Genomic DNA, 19,108 nt, shown 5'->3' on the forward strand with positions numbered 1-19,108 from the left:
CGCAAACTGACTCTTATCGGAATACCTGACTCATGGCTATCAAGAAGAACGAACTCTACTCCTCCCTCTGGGCTGGCTGCGATGAGCTGCGCGGCGGGATGGATGCCTCCCAGTACAAGGACTATGTGCTGACCCTGCTGTTTGTGAAATACGTCTCCGACAAGGCCAAGGGCAACCCGTACGCCATGATCGAGGTACCAGCTGGGGCGAGTTTTGACGACATGGTGGCGCTCAAGGGCAGCAAGGAGATAGGCGAGAGGATCAACACCATCATCAGTGCGCTGGCGACCGCCAACGATCTGCAAGGGGTGATCACCATTGCCGACTTCAACGACGAAGACAAACTCGGCAAGGGCAAGGAGATGATCGACCGCCTCTCCAAGCTGGTGGCTATCTTCGAGGGGTTGGATCTGTCGGCCAACCGCACCGAAGGGGATGACCTGCTGGGTGATGCTTATGAATACCTGATGCGTCACTTCGCCACCGAGTCGGGCAAGTCCAAGGGACAGTTCTACACCCCGGCCGAGGTGTCGCGCATTCTGGCCAAGGTGATTGGCATCAGCCGTCAGACCCCGCAAGATGCCACCGTCTACGACCCCACCTGTGGTTCTGGCTCCTTGCTGCTCAAGGCGAGCGACGAGGCCGGCCCCAAGGGGCTGACTATTTATGGGCAGGAGATGGACAACGCCACCAGTGCGCTGGCGCGGATGAACATGATCCTGCACGACAATCCCACCGCAGCAATCTGGAAGGGTAACACCCTGGCCGCGCCCCAATGGAAGGAGGGCAACAACCAGCTCAAGACCTTCGACTTCGCAGTGGCCAACCCGCCCTTCTCCAACAAGAACTGGACCAGTGGCCTCGATGCCGAACACGACGAGTTCGGCCGCTTTGTCTGGGGCGTGCCGCCCGAAAAAAATGGCGATTACGCCTTCTTGCTGCACATCATCAAGAGCCTGAAGAGCACCGGAAAGGGTGCCGTGATCCTGCCCCACGGCGTGCTGTTTCGCGGCAATGCCGAGGCGCGTATTCGCGAGAACCTGCTGAAACAAGGCTATATCAAGGGGATCATCGGTCTGCCCGCCAACCTCTTCTACGGCACCGGTATTCCCGCCTGCATCATCGTCATCGACAAAGAGAGCGCCCACACCCGCGCCTTCAATGTATTGGCTGACCATGAGCAAGGGCTGTTTATGATCGATGCCAGCAAAGGCTTTATCAAAGATGGCAACAAGAACCGGCTGCGCGAGCAGGACATCCACAAGATTGTCGACACCTTCACCCGTGGCCTGACCCTGGAGGGTTACAGCCGCTGGGTACCGCTTGGCGAGATCGCCCGCAACGACTACAACCTCAATATCCCGCGCTATATCGATGGCAGCGAAGGGGAAGATCTGCACGATCTGGCCGGTCACCTGCAAGGGGGCATCCCCGAGCGCGATATCGCTGCACTCGGCCCCTACTGGCGGGTATTCCCGACCCTCAAGGCGACCCTGTTTGCACCGCTGCGACCCGGCTACAGTGAGGCGCGGGTAGCCGCCGCCAAGGTCAAAGGCACCATACTGGCCTGTGAGGAGTTTGCCCGCTTCAAACAGGCGGCATTGGCGCCGTTTGCCCAGTGGTTTAGCGAGTGCCAGTTCGGCGAGTTTGCCAAGGGTGACTCGCCCAAGGCGCTGATCGACGAGGTGAGCGACGCGCTGCTTGAGCGCTACCGGGCCGCCGCCGAGACGACCGGCGAGCTGCTCGACCCCTACGCCATCTATCAACTGCTGATGGACTACTGGCAGAGTCAGCTGCAAGACGATCTCTATGTGCTCTCCCAGGATGGCTGGCCAGCGGGTCGAGTGCTGCGCGAGCTGATTGCCGACAAGGGCGAGAAGATCAAAGAGAGCCCGGATCTGGTGATTGGCAAGGCCAAGTACAAGGCCGAGCTTATCCCGCCCGCCTTGCTGGTGGTCCGCTTCTTTGCCAATGAACAAAAAGAGCTCGATACCCTGCAAGCCGCGCTTGATGAGGCCAGCCAGGCATTGGAGAGTTTTATCGAGGAGCAGAGCGGGGAAGAGGGCGGACTGGTCGATGCCATGAACGATAAGGAGAAGGTGACCGCTGCCAGCGTCAAGGCCCGCATCAAGGTCGCCACCGACAAGGAGGAGCTGGCTGTGCTCAAGCAGGTGCAGCAGTTGTTCGACGCCGAGACCCGCGCCAAGAAGGCCCACAAGGAGGCCAGCGACACCCTCGATAAAGCGGTCTTTGCTCACTACCCCAAGCTGCAGGATAACGAGATTCAAACCCTGCTGGTGGAAGATAAGTGGCAGGCAAGCCTGCGTACGGCGCTGGAAGCCGAGATTGAGCGGGTCACCCAGCAACTGGCTACCCGAGTCAAGGAGCTGGAGGAGCGCTATAGCAGTTCCCTGCCACAACTCACCAAAAACCTCAGCGAGCTGGAGGCCAAGGTGGCTGCTCATCTCAAAGCCATGGGGCTGGAGTGGGCATAATGGCGGAGCAGATGATGCAGGGTAAAGCGAGCGAGATAGTGGCCAAGCAGATCATTCCAGCGGGCTATAAGCAGACCGAGGTGGGGGTAATTCCCAAGGATTGGGAAGTTATGCTTGTGGGCGATTCATTTACTGTTTGTAACAATCTAAGATTGCCAATTAGTTCTAAAGTTCGTGATGGCATGAGTGGTTCTTATCCATACTATGGTCCAACGAAGATACAAGGCTATATTAATGAATATCGAGTTGAGGGTGAATTCGCTCTGATTGGTGAGGATGGGGACCATTTCTTAAAGTTTGACTCAGTTAATCAGACCCAACTGGTTAGTGGGAAGTTCAACGTTAACAATCATGCACACCTGATTAAGGGGAATGTTGGTTCTGCAAAGTGGTTTTACTGGTTTTTCAGAAATCTAGATATTTCTATTTATCTAACTCGTCAGGGAGCTGGGCGATTTAAATTAAATAAAGCCTCTCTTGAAAGAATACAATGCGCAATTCCTCCAACGGAAGAGCAATTAGCAATTACGACAGTACTCTCCGATAGTGATGCTCTGATTGTTAGCTTGGAGCAGTTGATCGCCAAGAAGCAGGCCATCAAGACCGCCAGCATGCAGCAACTGCTGACCGGTCGTACCCGCCTGCCGCAGTTCGCCCGGGGCCCCGATGGGGCACCCAAAAGTTATAAATCCAGCGAGCTGGGACAAATTCCGGAGGATTGGGACGTGGTGTGTGCTGGCGATTTGGGCAAATTTCGAGGCGGTAATGGTTTTCCAGTTATAGAACAAGGGAAATTAAACGGGGAGTATCCATTTTATAAAGTTTCTGACATGAATAATGAAGGTAATGATGTTTACATGTCGGCAAGTAACAATTGGATTTCTAAAGAGGATCAATCTAGGATCGGTAGCTTTGTTTTTCCCTCGGGGTGTATTGTTTTTGCCAAGGTGGGGGCTGCTGTTTTTTTAGAACGAAAGAAAATATTATCAATGCCAAGTTGCATTGATAACAACATGGCTGCATTAGAGCTAAATATAGCGAAATGCGATGTGAACTTTGTTTATCATTTTTTACAGAGCATTCGATTTGGTGACTTTGTTAGTACAACTGCTTTGCCATCATTAAATGCCTCTGTTCTATCAAAGATTAAAATCATAATGCCTTTGATAAAAGAACAAACCGCCATCGCCACTATTTTATCCGATATGGATAACGAGCTGCAGGCATTGACCCAGAAGCTGGAGAAGGCCCGCGCCCTGAAACAGGGGATGATGCAGCAGTTGTTGACCGGCCATATCCGCCTGCTGCTACCGAAGGAGGCATGATGGAGTGCATCAATAATCAGGTGCAGTCGGTACGCCAGTTGCTGGCCATTCCCCAACTGGCCATCCCAAGCTATCAGCGACCTTATCGCTGGGGTGCCAAGAATATCTCGGATCTCTTCACCGATCTGGCGAACCATCAGGACAAGAGCGCATACCGGCTGGGTTCGGTGGTGTTTCATCAGCACACCGATAGCAAGCTGGGCGAGATGCTTGATATCGTCGATGGCCAGCAACGTACCCTGACCCTGATGTTGACCGTCAAGGCGCTGATCGAGGTGCTGGATGGCGAAACTCGCAGCGGCAAAGAGAAGAGTATCCGGTTTCAACGTCAGGATCTGCGCAAGCAATTGCAGGACCTGCGGGGGCCTGTCGATGAATTTATGCAGCGCCAGCGTTTCCCCAGCCGGGATTCGGAGTACAACCTCAGACGCAACTCTCTGGAGTTGCGTCGGCTGGTGGCACGCCCTGAGTTTGACGAGCAACAAATCGACTTTCTGCTCAACCGCTGTCAGGTGGTCTGTTTTGTGCTGCAGGATATCTCGGAGGCGTTCCAGTTCTTCGATTCGCAAAATGCCCGGGGGCGCGATCTGGCTCCTCACGATCTGCTCAAGGCATTTCACCTGCGCGAGTTTGCCGGTCATGAGGCCAACCTCAAGGCCGAGGCGGTCGCCCATTGGGAGCGCCTGCCAAGCGACGAGCTGGCCAATCTATTCGCCCTCTATCTCTATCGGGTACGTCAGTGGGCCGAGGGCAAGTCGGCCCGCTACTTTGGCAAGGGGGAGGTGGATCTCTTCAAGGGGGTCAACCTCGACCGGGTGGGGCACTTCCCTTACGTGGAGTCGCTGCGTATCGCCCACCACTTTGTCGATGAGTACAACAGCCAGTACCAGCGCAAGATTGACGGCCAGCGCATGACGTTTCCCTTTCATCTCGACCAGATGATCATCAATGGCCGGCGCTTTTTCGAGATGGCCGAGTACTACCAGACGCGGGTGGCCGCCATCGTGGCCGAGGAGTCTGATTCCGGCAAGACGCAATCTGCCACCCTGCTCGGCGAAACGCTGACACCGATGGCCAGCAAGGTGCTCTCGACTCTGAGCAGCTACGAGCGCCGCCACCGCACCGGGGATCGTTATGTGCGGGCCATGTTCGACTGCGCCCTGATCTTCTATATCGACAAGTTTGGCAGCCAGGGGCTGTCACTGGCCATCGAGAAGTGCTTTATCTGGGCCTATCGTTGCCGTATTCGCCAGCAGGTGGTGCAACTGGCGACCATGGATAACTACGTGCTGGAGCACAATCTGATCCGTGCTATTCGAGATGCCCGTTTGCCGGGAGACCTGCATGGTTTCCCTTTGCCGAGCATGAGCAGTCGAGAGAACAAGAACAATCGCAACGGCGCCGAAGATGAACTGGTCGGGCTGTTTCGGGAGATGAAATATTATGAGTGATGCAGGCGTTTGCCCCTTTTTCATCCGTGCACTGCTCGAAGACAGCGCCCGCTATCTGGTGCCCATGTACCAGCGCAACTATGCCTGGGGCGAGGGAGAGATCACCCAACTGCTGCAGGATGTGCTGGATTATCAGCAAAAATCGGTCGGTGCCAAGGGACAGCAAACCTACTATATCGGCACCCTGGTGGTGTTTGCCCGGGACGATGGCAGTTTCGAGGTAATCGATGGCCAGCAGCGCTTTACTACCCTCTCTCTGCTGGCCAATTGGCTCAAACACCACGCGAAAGATGCAGTGAATATGAGCTGGTATCGTGCTATCAACCTCGCTTTTGAGAGTCGCCCGATATCGAGCCATACCTTCGAGCGCTTATGGCAGGGGGTGGCTCCCCACGATTTGCGGGGGAGTGCCTTCAATGAAGGTCTGGTGAACGGTTTTGAACTGATTGGCAAGGCAATGGCGGATCTTGGTTTGGTGGGGGCTAAACTGACAGCCTTTTGTGACTACCTCTTCACGCATGTGCAGATCTCTCGTATTGAGGTACCCAAGGATACCGATCTTAATCACTTCTTCGAGGCGATGAACAATCGCGGTGAGCAGCTGGAAAAGCATGAAGTGATCAAAGCGCGGCTGATGGAGACGCTGAACCAGATACCCGAGGAAGAGCATCGTCGCCAAAGTATTCATATCCTGACCCGGGTATGGGATGCCTGCGCCAATATGGAGCGCTATATCCAGTACGGCTTTACCCCGCAAGAGCGCCACCGTCTGTTTGGTGAGAGCGACTGGGGCCAGTTTGTGCCCCGTGATTTTGCCCATCTGCTTGATCTGCTAGGGTCCCCTAACACGGCCGACGCTGCCGATAAAAGCCGTGCAGCAGCCGGTAGCCAGGGGCGCACCTTGTTGGCCATTTTGCAGGATGACAAGCTCGATGGTGAGCAGACGGTGGAGGAGGAGAGCGCAGGCTCCGAGCGCTTTAACAGCGTCATCAACTTCTCCAACTTCTTGCTCCATGTGCTGCGACTCGTTAGCCGCGACCCGGGTGATACGGAGGGGGTGCCGCTTGATGATAAACAACTGGTTGATCAGTTTGAGCTGCGAGTGATAAGGCAACCGGATCCAGTCGCGGCAGTTCAGCGTTTTATCTATGGCCTGTTAAAGAGCAAGTATCTTTTTGATCAGTTCATCATCAAGCGTGAGTTTGCCGATGGCAAGGATGGTTGGAGTCTGAAGCGGCTGCACTGGTATTCGGAAAAGAGCGTCAGTTACATCAATACCTTTGATAAGGATGAAAATGAGAATGGTTTCTCTGGTGTTAACCGGCGGATCCTGATGTTGCTGTCTGCGTTTCATGTCTCGACCCCGACCCTGGTTTACAAACATTGGCTGAATGGTGCACTGAGATATCTGTTCGACAATTGTCATCCTGATCAACCAGTGGAGGCCGGGGCTTATCTGTCCTATCTGGAAAGTCAGGCTCGCCGCTTTGTCTTCCAGCGCTTTTTGGCGCCTGGTGAAGGGGCTTCCTATTACCAGATGCTCTACCTTGATAACGCCCTGTTGCCCGCCATCAATGTGGATGAGAGCTGGCACAAGGTGATTACATCCAAACTTCGCTTCGGTCATATCGAGAACAACTTTGTCTTCAACTTCCTCGACTACCTGCTGTGGGTACAAGATCGGAATAGCGACAAAGTTGCTGGCCCCTTTGAGTTCACGTTCCGCAGCTCGGTGGAGCACTTCTCACCCCAGCATCCGATGGATGGCTATAAACCGGTTGAGCAGAGTGCACTTCATTCGTTTGGCAACCTTTGCCTTATCAGCCACAGCAAGAACTCACGCCTGAGTAACTTCCAGCCGCAACAGAAGCAGGAGCACTTTGAAGCGAGCCTTGCCAACAACCAGATTGATAGCCTCAAGTTGCTCGCCATGATCAGGTTGATGAAAACGAAAGGTCGTTGGCAGGAAACAGAGATCGCAGAACACCAAGAGCAGATGCTGGCCGTGCTGGCTGCAGAGGCTGTCAAGATGAGGGAGCATCCATGAGTACGGTTGGCCAACGTGAACGAGCTACCCAGCAGCGAGTCGTCCGTTTTTTTAGCGAGACACTGGGCTATCGCTATCTGGGTGACTGGCAAACCCGACCCAACAATCGTAATGTTGAGCCCACGCTGCTGACGGCCTGGCTGGAGAAACGCGGGGTAGCAGCTGTGCTGCTCCCTCGGGTATTGCGTCAGTTGGAACAGGCGGCAAGCCTGGGAGGTGGGCGTCACCTCTACGATGCCAACAAGGAGCTCTACGGCCTGCTGCGCTACGGTGTGAAGGAGAAAGAGGGGGCGGGCGAGCAAAACCAGACTATCTGGCTGGTGGACTGGCAGGAGCCCGAGGCCAACGATTTCGCCATCGCTGAAGAGGTAACGATTGCTGGGGAAAACAAGAAGCGGCCGGATCTGGTGCTCTATATCAACGGGATCGCGCTCGGGGTCATCGAGCTCAAGCGTTCCACCGTCTCTGTGGCAGAAGGGATCCGCCAGAACCTCGATAATCAACAACAGGACTTTATCCGCAATTTCTTCAGCACGATGCAACTGATAATGGCCGGTAACGACACCCAGGGGGTGCGTTACGGCACCATCGAGACCCCCGAGAAATACTATCTGGAGTGGAAGGAAACAGGCTCGCCATTAGCTGTCGAGCCGACCAACAAGTTGGATCTGCATCTGAGCCAGTTGTGCAGCAAGGCGCGTTTTCTTGAGGTCATCCACGACTTTATCGTGTTCGATGCAGGGGTGAAGAAGACCTGCCGCCATAACCAGTATTTCGGCATCCAGGCCGCCAAGGCATTTATCCAGCGCCGCGAGGGGGGGATCATCTGGCATACCCAGGGCAGCGGCAAAAGCCTGACCATGGTGTGGCTGGCCAAGTGGATCCGCGAGAATGTGCAAGACAGCCGGGTGCTGATCATCACCGACCGCACCGAGCTCGACGAGCAGATCGAGAAGGTGTTCGCCGGGGTAGAGGAGAAGATCCTGCGCACCAAGAGCGGGGCAGACTTGGTGGCTGTCCTGAATCAGACAGCCCCTTGGCTGATCTGCTCCTTGATACACAAATTTGGCCGTCATATCGAAGGGAAAAAGGGGGCGGGTGATGATGACTTTATCGCCGAGATGAAGCAGAGCCTGCCCAACGATTTTTACCCCAAGGGCAAGCTGTTTGTCTTTGTCGATGAGTGCCACCGTACCCAGTCTGACAAGTTGCATGGTGCGATGAAGAGTATTTTGCCCGAGGCGCTATTTATCGGCTTCACCGGCACGCCACTGATGAAACGGGACAAGAAGAAATCGGTGGAGGTGTTTGGCCCCTACATCCACACCTACAAGTTTGATGAGGCCGTCTCGGATGGCGTGGTACTGGATCTGCGATATGAGGCGCGGGACATCGATCAGAAGGTCAAATCCCAGAAAAAGGTGGACGAGTGGTTCGAGACCAAGACCAAGGCGCTGTCGCGCCTCGCTCGCCAGCAGCTCAAGGAGAAGTGGGCCTCGATGCAGAAGCTGCTGTCGAGTCGCTCGCGGCTGGAGCAGATCGTGGGGGATATTCTGCTCGATTTTGATCAAAAACCCCGGCTGGCCGATGGCCGTGGCAATGCCATGCTGGTCTGCGCGAGTGTCTATCAGGCTTGCAAATGCTACGAGATGTTCAGCTCCCATGGATTTGGTGGCAAGTGTGCCATCGTGACCAGCTATCAACCGAATGCCAGCATGATCAAGGGGGAAGAGACCGGCGCGGGGCAGACCGAGGCGCTCGCCAAGTACAAGGTCTATCGCAAGATGCTGGCGGAGTATTTCGATAAAAGCGAAAAGGAAGCGGCCACGCAAGTCGAGAAATTTGAGAAGGAGGTCAAGCAGCGCTTTATCAAGGAGCCTGGCCAGATGCGGCTGCTGATAGTGGTGGATAAACTGCTGACCGGTTTTGATGCGCCTTCTGCCACCTATCTCTACATCGACAAAAAGATGGCCGATCACAACTTGTTCCAGGCTATCTGCCGGGTGAATCGGCTCGATGGCGAGGATAAGGAGTATGGCTATATCGTCGATTACAAGGATCTGTTCCGCTCTCTGGAGAAGACGGTCAAAGACTACACAGCGGAGGCCTTCGACGGTTATGACAAGGAGGATGTCGCCGGGCTGCTCAAGGATCGCCTGACACAGGGCAGGCAGGATCTCGACAACGCGCTGGAGGCGGTGCGGGCGCTGTGTGAACCGGTCAAGGCACCCAGGGCCGAGGCGGATTACCAGCACTATTTCTGCTGCGAGGTGGGGGCCGATGAGGACGAACTGATCGAGAAGGAGGCGCTGCGCCTGACACTTTACCTGTGTGTCGCCAAGTTGATCAGAGCCTTTACCAGTCTGGCAAGTGAGCTGGAAGAGGCGGGGTATAGTGCCAGTCAGACCAATGCCATCCGTACTGAGGTTGAGCACTATGTCAAAGTGCGTGATCTCATCAAGATTGCCAGCGGCGATCTGGTCGAGATGAAGCAGTTTGAACCGGCGATGCGCCAGATGCTGGATCTCTATATCGATGCCGACCCCAGTGAAACCCTGATGGACTTTGAAGAGCTGGGACTGTTGGAGTTGATCATCGAGCGGGGAGCTGAAGGGCTTGAGGGGGCGCCTGAGGGACTGCGTAAAGCCCCCGAGGCCATGGCTGAGGCGATTGAAAACAACGTGCGACGGACCATCGTCGACGAGAATCCGGTTAACCCCAAGTACTACGAAAAGATGTCGGTGCTGCTCGATGAGCTGATTGAGCTGCGTCGCTCTCAGGCTATTTCCTACCAAGAGTATCTGGAAAAGGTGCGCGAGCTGGCCATAAAGGTGAAACGTCCAGCCAGCGGGGGGGCAGAAACCTATCCAGCGAGTGTCGATACTTCAGCCAAGCGTGCGCTCTATGACAATTTGGGCTGCGATGAAGTGCTGGTGACCAAGATCGATACTGCCGTCAGATATACCAAAAAAGCGGACTGGCTCGGTGATCGCTTCAAAGAGCGAGAGGTTGCCTTTGCTATTGCTGAAGAGATCAAAGGGTACGATGTGACCGTCGCGGATGTGATGAACCTGGTAAAAGCCCAGCCGGAGTACCATTGATGGCGTTGGTTACCTTCGGTGAGCTGACGTTCGAGTTGCAGCGCAAGGGCATCAAAAACCTGCATATCAATGTATTGCCTCCTGATGGACGGGTGCGTGTATCCGCGCCTGCATCTTTGTCAGATACCGCAATTCGAGTTGCAGTGGTGCGAAGACTTGCTTGGATTCGACAGCAGCAGGCTGCGTTTGTTGCCCAGCCGCGTCAGAGCGAGCGCAAGATGTGCAGTGGCGAAACCCATTATTTATGGGGACGAGGTTACCGGCTGGATGTGATTCAGACCGATGGCGACCATAGTGTCAAGTTGCAGGGTGGCTGGATCCGCATGCGAGTGCCCGCTCATTATGATGCAGCCCGTCGCGAGGCATTGTTGCTAGAGTGGTATCGTCAACTTCTACGCCAGCGTCTTCCGGTACTTATCGCCAAGTGGCAGGCGACTCTCAAGGTTGCCCCTTCTTTTGTCGGTATCAAACGAATGAAGACCATGTGGGGCAGCTGCAAAACGGATACGGCCCGCATCTGGATTAACCTTGAATTAGTCAAGAAGCCCCCCGAATGCCTGGAGTTTATTGTGGTCCACGAGCTGGTCCATTTGCTTGAGCGCAAGCATAACCAGCGATTTATCTCCCTGATGGATTTGCACTTGCCAAATTGGAGAGAGCACCGAGAGAAGCTGAACAAAATGCCGCTGGCGTTTAACCGGTGGGGGTATTAAATGTTTCTTTATGACCCAGAACAGTATATCGAATGGCTTGGTTATCCTTCAGTAGGGGATTTTTGGCATACCGTATACAGTTCACCATTTTTTAATGGAGAAAAGTTGCATGCACCATGTGCAAAAACACTTAAGAAATATTTCTCATTAAACGCGCCGGTAAAGATTACCCCTCAAGCTAAAAATTTTTTCCATAGATTAGAAAATCATCTTGTTTCTCGTGGAGCTAAACCTGAATATCTGAAAGAACCATCTGAACCCATTCTAAGAGTTCAGCTTTCTGCTCGAGTTAAATGGCCTACTTTGTTTAAAGGATTAGAAATTAACGGATTTTATCCGCAGGCATGTGCACAAGCTAATCATCTGCTTGGTAAGTTACAGGAGTTATTAGATAGCTTAGATGGCCTCGATGGCCAAGAGCGATTGCAGAAAATAATTGAGAATGGTTGGGTCTTTTTTAGTTTGACTGAGCTGGGTGTTGAATCGGTTATCAATAGTGTCGATGTAAACATAGCGCTTGAAGATAATGCGGCTCTTGTTAAGGTGTTGCACTATTTAAATATATATATGTTTATTAAAGTATTTGCAGCCTTTGATGCTGATTTTAACAGCAATATGCCGATGGAAAACAAAAAATCAATATTTATTAAGCTGATGCCCACTTCCCCACTTGATAAGTGGATGCCTCATAGGTTTGGATTGTTTGAACCTCTTCTGGAACGTTTTTCATCAAAATCAATAGGCTATCAGGCTTTTGCCAAGTATGCGGGCTGCAATGAAGATTCTATCGAAACTGGTTTGCGTCAGTTTTATGCAAAAAAAAGAAATCTAAAATTTAAAACGGTTAGAGAATGGCTACGTGGGGCACTTGAAGAGTTATCCAAGACAGAAGATTTTGATGTCGAGGAAGTTCTTCACTATTGTGAGCCGGTGTGGTGGGTGGCAGATATATTATCTGGATGGATTCATGTAACGGGTGATCCAGAACGGGATCATGATGTAGTTACATGTTTTAGCTATTATCATTACTTTTATAATGAGGCTATAAACAACAGGGAACCATAGGCTCCCTGAAAAAATCATTCATTATCTTCGTCATCAGGGCGTTCATCGTAGCCCCGACTTTGCCAGTAAGCATCGTGTTCGGGGTTTAATTGGCATGAACGATTATCGTCATCATCCTTTTTAGACATGTTGTTTCCTTACTTGTTTTTTGCCGGTTTTGCCGGGGGGGCTGCGACTACTTTTTGTGCACGAGCGGTGAAGCTATCTTTACTCACCCCACCTCCGTTACTTGTAGCTTCAGCACTATGGATACGAGATACAGCTTCTTTGGTCATTGGCTTTTTTTTGTTGTTCATCATAGATCTCCTTGTCATCTCCAGTGGATGTACTGGATAGCGGCAATGTATGACAAACGAAGTCATCTGAAAGGGGGCAAAAATTGGAAATTTTTCAGAGTCATGGTTGCTGGCTGGTTTAGGCAACAACGCCGGGCTTGCTACTACCAGCTCTCTTTTACTGGATCTTCGTTGGTCAAGGGGTTGTGCCCTTCATCCATATCGCCGCCGCTCCTGTGGGCGTCCAGTGTGCCCATTTGAGCAATGAAATCGTCCTCGCTTATCTGTATTTCGTCCTGCTTGATAGCTTCCTCTACAAACATCTTTTCCAGCTGTTTTCTACGTGCGGATAGCCAGATTTTTTCTTGATATTCCATCTTCAACCGATAAGTTTGTGATGCTGCTTCCAACTCTTCTTCTGTGATGCCTCCTTCATTGTCGTCGTATACCTGCTCTATCAGGGCAACCTCTCGCTTTACCTCGAGTAATAGCGCCTTGGGAACCTCGAACCCGTTAGCTTCAATCAAGTTAGCCGTCTCGATGGCAGATAGGTTCCCTTCTTTTCGCAATGTAAATGCAGCCTTCTGGAAATCGGCTTGTAGTGTCTTGGTTTGTTCACTGGCCGACTGTACTTCCATTCGGGTAATGACAGATTCTAGCTCTGTCATCCTTTGGCTAGGGCCGAATAGAGCTTGTGACAAAGCCATCTCTTTGGGCATAGGTTCACCGTCCCCCATGTAATGTGTTCCGCCCTCTGCATACAGTGCTTCAATCTTCTCGACCATATCGCCTTGCAGTTTCCACATTAGGTAGTAGCGGCTTTTGGCCAGAACCAGTAAGTTGCCGATGCCATTGGACGGTGCTTCGGCCATCATCTGTATCTCTGGTGGTATGTTGAACATGGACGTATAGCCACCAGCATTATATTTAGCCCAGCTCTTACCCAGTGTGGGTAGAGTAAACTCCTCGACTACCCTTCGCCTCTCGCCAGACCGATCTATTTTGGATCGATCTGTTTTTAGGATTTTCGTTTTTTTCTCCGACCGGAGCTCTTCTACGCTCTCACTACCCTGAAAAAAATTTTTATATCCATCTGATTTTTCATTATTTTTTTGTTTCTCATAGGCAACTGAATGACGTGGGGTATCTGGAGTGATCCGATCCATAGACATGGCAATGGATCGATCCATTTTCTTGCCTTTGGTTTTTCCGGCAAGCCGCTCACCAATTATCGGGTTGTACTCGGTAAGGTTGACGCGTTCATTTGCTGGATCATTCAGTGCTCCCCTTAATCGAGCTTTTGCTGTATTTGGGTTCAGATCGAACTGTCTGGCATAACCTGCAACCGATAGGCTAGGGTAGTTGGCTGCATAATTAGCGCGGTGAAACGTCCAGTCAGTTTTAATCTTGCTAGTCACTTATTTATAACTCCCTTCTGTATCAATGGCAGTTCGATTAGCTGGTGGTTCTATCGCGGTCACTTTCCGCTTGTCGGTATTTGTGTGTCATCTTTCCAGGAAAAATCGGTTACAAGTCAGCATGCATGCCACAGGTGAACGACAAACAGAGTCGCCAGAGAAGACTATTTGCTCAGTAAATGGCGGCAGCAACGTATACTCACAGGTTTTCGCTATTCAAGACTCAGTTTCCCCCGATTTTATCTATTGTGCTTCAAAACAAAGGTGACCGAGGTAAATAGGTAACAGCTACTGCTATAGCCCTTATCATCACAGGGTTGAGTGCTGTTACCTCTCGTTTGATTTGTGCGGATATCAGCGGTAACTAGCCATCAAAGGTAACCAGATACTTAAAATAACCTCTCGAATTACCTTGGTTACCTCTAGCTATATTTTCAGCGGTAACCAAGAAATCCTTGTGCCATAAGGTCTACAGGGCATGGTTACCTTGTTACCCCATTTACCTATGCTTCTTCCGTATACGCGATAGGCTTGAATATGTGAATGACTTTATCTGACAGGCGCTAATACTTTCCTTTCAGGCATGTTCAGGCAATTGAGTGAGGAAAAGGTCGTGTGATGGGGCCAACGACTCCTCTCTTTCTCCGCTGCTGTGCACCTAATTGGCCGTTGTGTCGTCGTCGCTGGTGGCGATTACGCCATAATCAAGGACAAACACCTTTATCGCCTTACGGGAGCCGGGGACCTTGATTGTGGCTTGGGTCTTGTCCTTATCGCTCTTGGTGATCCAACCTTTATCCTTTGCCAGCTTAGCGGCTTTTCTGGGATCGCGCCCCTTGGTGATCTCTTTCCACCCCTCCGGCAGTACATAGAAAACCACCTCTGATTCTTCACCGATACCTTCAGTCTTGCGATAGCCAACCATGTTTTGGGGTAATACGTTGGGCATGTGCCAATCGGCAAAGCGGCTCTGATTCAGGGTAAAGAATTGGCGGATCTGGTACAGAGTTGCTGCGTCCTCTTGATTGCCAAGGTGGCCACGCTCGGCAAGCCATGCTTTGAGGCAGACACGGATTGCCTTGATCGCTTCTCCCTCCGGCCAGCCTGTTACCCCCAGCTTTGTTGCCAGCTCACCGGCAGCGGCCACCAGCGCGAACCGGTTGATAGCTCGGCCAACCTGATTTCCGGCACCCTTCGGGGTCCATTCGTCAGCAAAGCGCTTGATCTCACCCGTGAGCTGTTCGCAGTAAACGTCCATATTGCCGGCCAGCGCCTCGAGAAGAGCGCGAAAGGCTGTACCGTGGTGCTGGTCGGCGTTGGCCTTGAGCGTATCGGCAAAGGTGCGCCCGCTGTCCATGCCATGTAACTGCTCAAACGCGCCGTATTGGCCGGTGTCGCTCGGGATCTGGATGACGCGAACCTCCATACCTGCTTGAGTGCGTTTTCCGCTACTAGCTACATGATCTTCTAGCGACAGCTCACCGGTGCTCAGGAACAGCAAGCGCCACGTCTTACGCTCTCTTAGCTCACCACTCTGTTGTGCCCGACCCTTGCCCTGGCCGTTCGCCAGCATGTAGGCAACTTCACCCGCTTCTTTTCCGTCCAGTTCGCCGATCTCATCCAAACAGAGCAAAGCATCATTGCGCCGACAAGCGATCCCTTCAATGGCGTTCCCCGTGGCTCGCCAAGTGTGACAGAAACTCTTACCACCATAGACGCTGGCTGCAGCCTGCATTATGGTCGTCTTGCCGTCTGTACTCTCACCTTTGAGGTGGAAGCCACCACCCTCCATACCTACCAGTGACAGCAGTGGCGCAGCAAGAGCTAGTGACAGGGCAAAACACAGACGGCTATTGCCAATGGCTCGCGCTGCAACCTTTTGTTGCCATTCAGCCAGAGTGCCACGCTCGGTAAAATCGTTCGACACGTACCCGGTAGATTGAAGGATCACTCCCTCGGCATCCGGCCCAATAGCACAACTCGGCAGCACATAGGTGTGGCCATACCAACCGGTACGCTCCACGCAGATGATTTGTTTGTCGGATTGGCAGGTCATTAGGTAGTCAGCTAATTTGCGCTTGTGTTCCAGCTTTACGAACGGCAAGCCAGCATCCAGAAGGGTAGCAAACACCTCGTCACCGTTGCGTGACACCAGTAAACGGACAGGCATAGCCCAGTGGCGAACCCGCCCGGCACGATCTTTCCACTCCAGCCACCGACCACAACCAAGCCCGTGCTCGTCAGACGTCTCAGCACGCACATGGATCGGGCTTGAGATAGATACCCATTCTTGATGCGCGTTATCACCACGCCCCATAGTTATCAACGTACAGAGATGCTCCCCTCGGATTTCGAACCCTTCTGTTAGCATATGGCCCTCAACTGCCTCGATATTATCCTCCTGGTGAGACGGTACAATTTCAGCAGCTGACTCAGCGGCTATGCTCTGCTCCAGCTTCACAATATCCACCAACTGCCACGGCTCGGCGTTCTGACCTTGGATACCGCGATATATCACTGTATTGGGTGCCTGTCTTATCAGTTCGATCACCAGCCGCTTTGCCTTCTCGGTGGCGAGCGGGCCAATCTGGTGAACGATTATCCGATTAGTTGAGTCTTTATCAGCCATCGTCCAAAGCTTCACTGGTTCATCAAGCTGACGTGGATAGACGCTCAAGGCCTGTTCCGGCTCAAGTTCTGCGTCAATGGGGTTGTCAGCCTCGATTGCCAGATTATGGGCACGCTGCCACACTTTGCGCTGCTCGGCGTCACGGGCCGCCTGTTCGCCGGTATGGATCACGACAACATCATGGCGCGTCAGATCGGAAAACTTGATAAAACTGGTATCAACGTGCGCCGTGTCTGCTATATCAGTGACAAAATGGGGGCGAGTACCCCCCTTGGTTGCGGTTGACATTAGTTGAGGAGCTCCTCAAGCATCACTATGAACGAGTCATACGCGATCTTTACTTCTTCCTGAGTCAGATGAGGGGGCAGGTAGGCTTGATACCTCGTCCAAATGTCTTCCGGTTTGCCGGTCAGGCCGCTTGCAATCAAATCGTTGATGTTCTCCGGTGGGGAAATGTTCACCAGCACGTCACGCATAGGTTGTTTTTGACTTGGTAGCGGCTTGGCCAGTTCGGCTTCTTCAAGCTTCTGCTTGGCGTCTTCTGGCTTGCGATTGGTTTCTTGGGCTACGCTACTGGAAGAATCAATCTTGGCGTACTCCTGCTTTACCAATCTGAAATCCTTAATAAGTGGACCAAGCAATATTGTGAGGTTGCTTACGGAGACGTTTATCTGGTTACCTATGAGCACTTCCACCAGCACAGATAAGTAACGGTTCATGCGATGAGCTATTTTCGACCAACGAGTCCGGGTGCAAAAACATTCCAACTGGTGCAGTTGCTTAGCAAGCGGATGCAGCAACGTGACTAGCTTGGAATAGGGCAAATATTTACTATCGGTGTCACACGCGTAATACAGTGCATGAGTAAGATTTGATGCCTCGATGAACTGGGTGTGGATTGCTTCTGTCCGAACCTTAGATAGAGGTTTCATGCTATTACCCCCTTGCTTGGACGCAGGACAGAAACAGCCGCGTGAATTTTTGGCAAAACTTGCCCGTGAGCGAGCAGCCCATAGTTTAAAAATTGCATGGATTTAACCTGTTATTTGACTGGTTAGTAGCCAGATTTGGGGATCTTTGTAAGTAGGAAAAGAGCACAGATAATGTGCAGCCTGATCGCCGCTCAGCTACTTCAGGTCACGACTGGCAGTAAGTCGTTCAGCCATCCAGGCATTAACCTCAGCCTCAACAAATGCCACAGAGCGGCCACCCAGCTTGATCGTCTTGGGGAACGCTCCAGCATTCATCAGGTCGTAGATACTAGACTTGCTCAGGCCAGTTTTATGGCAAGTCTCTTTCATGCGGATATAGCGTAATTCTGAACTAAAGTGCAGCTCATAGCTGTTGGGAATGTGAGTTTCCATTATGGTTGTACCTCGTCGTTACGGTCGTTATTGACGGGGCTATAGAAACACGGGGACCCACCCTTAGGGCAATACCCTAAGGGCTAAGGGTAACGGTGTTTTTGTACCCTCAGGGTTACTGCAACCCTCGCTGTTACTGGGTTTCATACTCTAAGGGTGTGGGGCTGTTTGAGTTTTTTTCCAAGTAGACCCTAAGGGTATTAAATGGAGCAGTCTGCTGCGGCTATACAGATTTGGCAGGGGCTGAGCCTACGGGACTGGCTACCCGCGAGACCATTTCGGCCTCCTTGACTGAGCTGCAAAGTTTCTCCTTTATTAACCAATCAATGATCTGCTTATGTGTCGAGCGAGAGCTTTTGTCGCTTGGATCCCAGTTGTCGCCCCAATAACGTTCCTGAACCACTGCCACCAGCTCCAGCAGTGGTGTTATGTAGCGAAAGACTCGCACCTGTGTCTTTAGTACAGCGTTCTCTGCTTCGGCTTGTTGTAGTCGCTGGTTTTGCTCTGCGGTATGGGCAGCAGCTTGAGCTTCTACTTGACGTAGCCTCTCGGTGACTTCTGTAGCTTGCTCAGTAAGAGTTGCAGCCTGCTCGTGTGTGTCCTTGTCATATTGGGGGGACTCATCAAAGGCAATATCCCTCGCCAAGAATCTAAAGTCTTCTTGAGAGATCAAATAGGTGGGAAATGGGTTGTCCATCTCATTGACACAGGCAAAGGCGTCAATGGTACTGGATTTGGCCAAGATGTCTGTTCGTGCAAAAAAACGCGGGTTCTCCAGTGGTCGCCCAACATAGCTCTCATAAAGGTCTGGCCAATATACGCACCAAATACCCCCAAGACGGGCCGAAACTACCTTTTCATCGCCTGTCGGTTCTATTTCACCATAGCAGGCACGCCCGTCACTAAGCGTAACTGTCCCATCATCGTCAGGGGGTTGCTTGCTATAGTCCTCGACGCAGCCATAGACTGGCTCGGCCCACTGATCAAAATTCACCATCAGGGTAATATCGCGTTCGACCCCACGCTGAATAATGTCAGTTACTTTACAGCCAAGAGTCTTGGCAGCACGTTTTATAGGGTAGTAGGGAAGGGAAGGAAATTGTTTATTGGCTTTGGCTTTTTTTGCCATAACTCGCGTCACCTTAACGCTTCCTTGAAATTAAGTGCCAGGTCAGGTGGGCAAGGTTTCCCGCTTTTCTCTCCGTCGAGATAGACCCGGCAAGTC

Annotated in this window: 13 protein-coding genes; 7 read left to right on the forward strand and 6 right to left on the reverse strand. The window is 52.2% G+C overall.

Annotated elements, in window-relative coordinates:
- The first annotated feature begins 32 nt into the window (after nt 1–32).
- From MM194_RS09070 to MM194_RS09100, 7 genes are read left to right on the forward strand one after another with little or no spacing between them, the layout of a single operon-like run.
- Complete coding sequence (locus tag MM194_RS09070) at nt 33–2,495, forward strand: N-6 DNA methylase (protein WP_241343385.1); 2,463 nt, start codon at nt 33–35, stop codon at nt 2,493–2,495.
- A complete protein-coding gene (locus MM194_RS09075) occupies nt 2,495–3,820 on the forward strand; it encodes a restriction endonuclease subunit S (RefSeq protein ID WP_241343386.1) in 1,326 nt (441 codons plus the stop codon). The genes MM194_RS09070 and MM194_RS09075 overlap by 1 nt, the downstream gene beginning before the upstream one ends.
- A complete protein-coding gene (locus tag MM194_RS09080; protein WP_241343387.1) occupies nt 3,820–5,271 on the forward strand; it encodes a DUF262 domain-containing protein in 1,452 nt (483 codons plus the stop codon). The genes MM194_RS09075 and MM194_RS09080 overlap by 1 nt, the downstream gene beginning before the upstream one ends.
- The gene (locus tag MM194_RS09085) at nt 5,264–7,318 is read left to right on the forward strand and encodes a DUF262 domain-containing protein (protein ID WP_241343388.1); all 2,055 of its coding nucleotides are present in this window, start codon (nt 5,264–5,266) and stop codon (nt 7,316–7,318) included. Before MM194_RS09080 ends, MM194_RS09085 begins: the two co-directional genes overlap by 8 nt.
- Entirely contained in the window at nt 7,315–10,419 is a 3,105-nt protein-coding gene (locus MM194_RS09090; protein ID WP_241343389.1) for an HsdR family type I site-specific deoxyribonuclease, read from the forward strand. Before MM194_RS09085 ends, MM194_RS09090 begins: the two co-directional genes overlap by 4 nt.
- Nucleotides 10,419–11,132 carry a SprT family zinc-dependent metalloprotease gene (locus MM194_RS09095; protein WP_241343390.1) on the forward strand — a complete coding sequence of 238 codons (714 nt, stop codon included), beginning with the start codon at nt 10,419–10,421 and terminating at the stop codon, nt 11,130–11,132. The genes MM194_RS09090 and MM194_RS09095 overlap by 1 nt, the downstream gene beginning before the upstream one ends.
- Nucleotides 11,133–12,197, forward strand: coding sequence for a hypothetical protein (locus tag MM194_RS09100; RefSeq protein WP_241343391.1), 1,065 nt, complete (start codon nt 11,133–11,135; stop codon nt 12,195–12,197).
- 137 nt (nt 12,198–12,334) lie between these two features.
- On the opposite strand, the gene MM194_RS09105 is transcribed toward MM194_RS09100, so the two are convergent.
- The 6 genes from MM194_RS09105 to MM194_RS09130 form a co-directional block, all read right to left on the reverse strand.
- A complete protein-coding gene (locus tag MM194_RS09105) occupies nt 12,335–12,493 on the reverse strand; it encodes a hypothetical protein (RefSeq protein ID WP_241343392.1) in 159 nt (52 codons plus the stop codon).
- Between the two features lie 143 nt (nt 12,494–12,636).
- Complete coding sequence (locus MM194_RS09110; RefSeq protein ID WP_241343393.1) at nt 12,637–13,890, reverse strand: hypothetical protein; 1,254 nt, start codon at nt 13,888–13,890, stop codon at nt 12,637–12,639.
- 658 nt (nt 13,891–14,548) lie between these two features.
- Nucleotides 14,549–16,807, reverse strand: a complete 2,259-nt coding sequence (locus tag MM194_RS09115) for a DUF927 domain-containing protein (RefSeq protein ID WP_241343394.1) — start codon at nt 16,805–16,807, stop codon at nt 14,549–14,551.
- Nucleotides 16,807–17,451 (reverse strand): hypothetical protein, encoded by a 645-nt coding sequence (locus MM194_RS09120; RefSeq protein ID WP_241343395.1) that lies wholly within the window; start codon nt 17,449–17,451, stop codon nt 16,807–16,809. The genes MM194_RS09115 and MM194_RS09120 overlap by 1 nt, the downstream gene beginning before the upstream one ends.
- A 195-nt stretch (nt 17,452–17,646) precedes the next feature.
- Nucleotides 17,647–17,883 (reverse strand): AlpA family transcriptional regulator, encoded by a 237-nt coding sequence (locus MM194_RS09125; protein ID WP_241343396.1) that lies wholly within the window; start codon nt 17,881–17,883, stop codon nt 17,647–17,649.
- 223 nt (nt 17,884–18,106) lie between these two features.
- The gene (locus MM194_RS09130; RefSeq protein ID WP_241343397.1) at nt 18,107–19,012 is read right to left on the reverse strand and encodes a hypothetical protein; all 906 of its coding nucleotides are present in this window, start codon (nt 19,010–19,012) and stop codon (nt 18,107–18,109) included.
- Nucleotides 19,013–19,108: the final 96 nt, after the last annotated feature.

This window comes from Aeromonas sp. MR16 (genome assembly GCF_022549315.1).
Classification (GTDB): domain Bacteria; phylum Pseudomonadota; class Gammaproteobacteria; order Enterobacterales; family Aeromonadaceae; genus Aeromonas; species Aeromonas aquatica.

What these genes read in the sequence shown, in the direction of transcription:
- MM194_RS09130 (WP_241343397.1), bottom strand. Translation starts at nt 19,012, where the DNA reads ATGGCAAAAAAAGCCAAAGCCAATAAACAATTTCCTTCCCTTCCCTAC.
- MM194_RS09070 (WP_241343385.1), top strand. Translation starts at nt 33, where the DNA reads ATGGCTATCAAGAAGAACGAACTCTACTCCTCCCTCTGGGCTGGCTGC.
- MM194_RS09120 (WP_241343395.1), bottom strand. Translation starts at nt 17,451, where the DNA reads ATGAAACCTCTATCTAAGGTTCGGACAGAAGCAATCCACACCCAGTTC.
- MM194_RS09085 (WP_241343388.1), top strand. Translation starts at nt 5,264, where the DNA reads ATGAGTGATGCAGGCGTTTGCCCCTTTTTCATCCGTGCACTGCTCGAA.
- MM194_RS09075 (WP_241343386.1), top strand. Translation starts at nt 2,495, where the DNA reads ATGGCGGAGCAGATGATGCAGGGTAAAGCGAGCGAGATAGTGGCCAAG.
- MM194_RS09125 (WP_241343396.1), bottom strand. Translation starts at nt 17,883, where the DNA reads ATGGAAACTCACATTCCCAACAGCTATGAGCTGCACTTTAGTTCAGAA.
- MM194_RS09115 (WP_241343394.1), bottom strand. Translation starts at nt 16,807, where the DNA reads ATGTCAACCGCAACCAAGGGGGGTACTCGCCCCCATTTTGTCACTGAT.
- MM194_RS09095 (WP_241343390.1), top strand. Translation starts at nt 10,419, where the DNA reads ATGGCGTTGGTTACCTTCGGTGAGCTGACGTTCGAGTTGCAGCGCAAG.
- MM194_RS09105 (WP_241343392.1), bottom strand. Translation starts at nt 12,493, where the DNA reads ATGAACAACAAAAAAAAGCCAATGACCAAAGAAGCTGTATCTCGTATC.
- MM194_RS09100 (WP_241343391.1), top strand. Translation starts at nt 11,133, where the DNA reads ATGTTTCTTTATGACCCAGAACAGTATATCGAATGGCTTGGTTATCCT.
- MM194_RS09090 (WP_241343389.1), top strand. Translation starts at nt 7,315, where the DNA reads ATGAGTACGGTTGGCCAACGTGAACGAGCTACCCAGCAGCGAGTCGTC.
- MM194_RS09080 (WP_241343387.1), top strand. Translation starts at nt 3,820, where the DNA reads ATGGAGTGCATCAATAATCAGGTGCAGTCGGTACGCCAGTTGCTGGCC.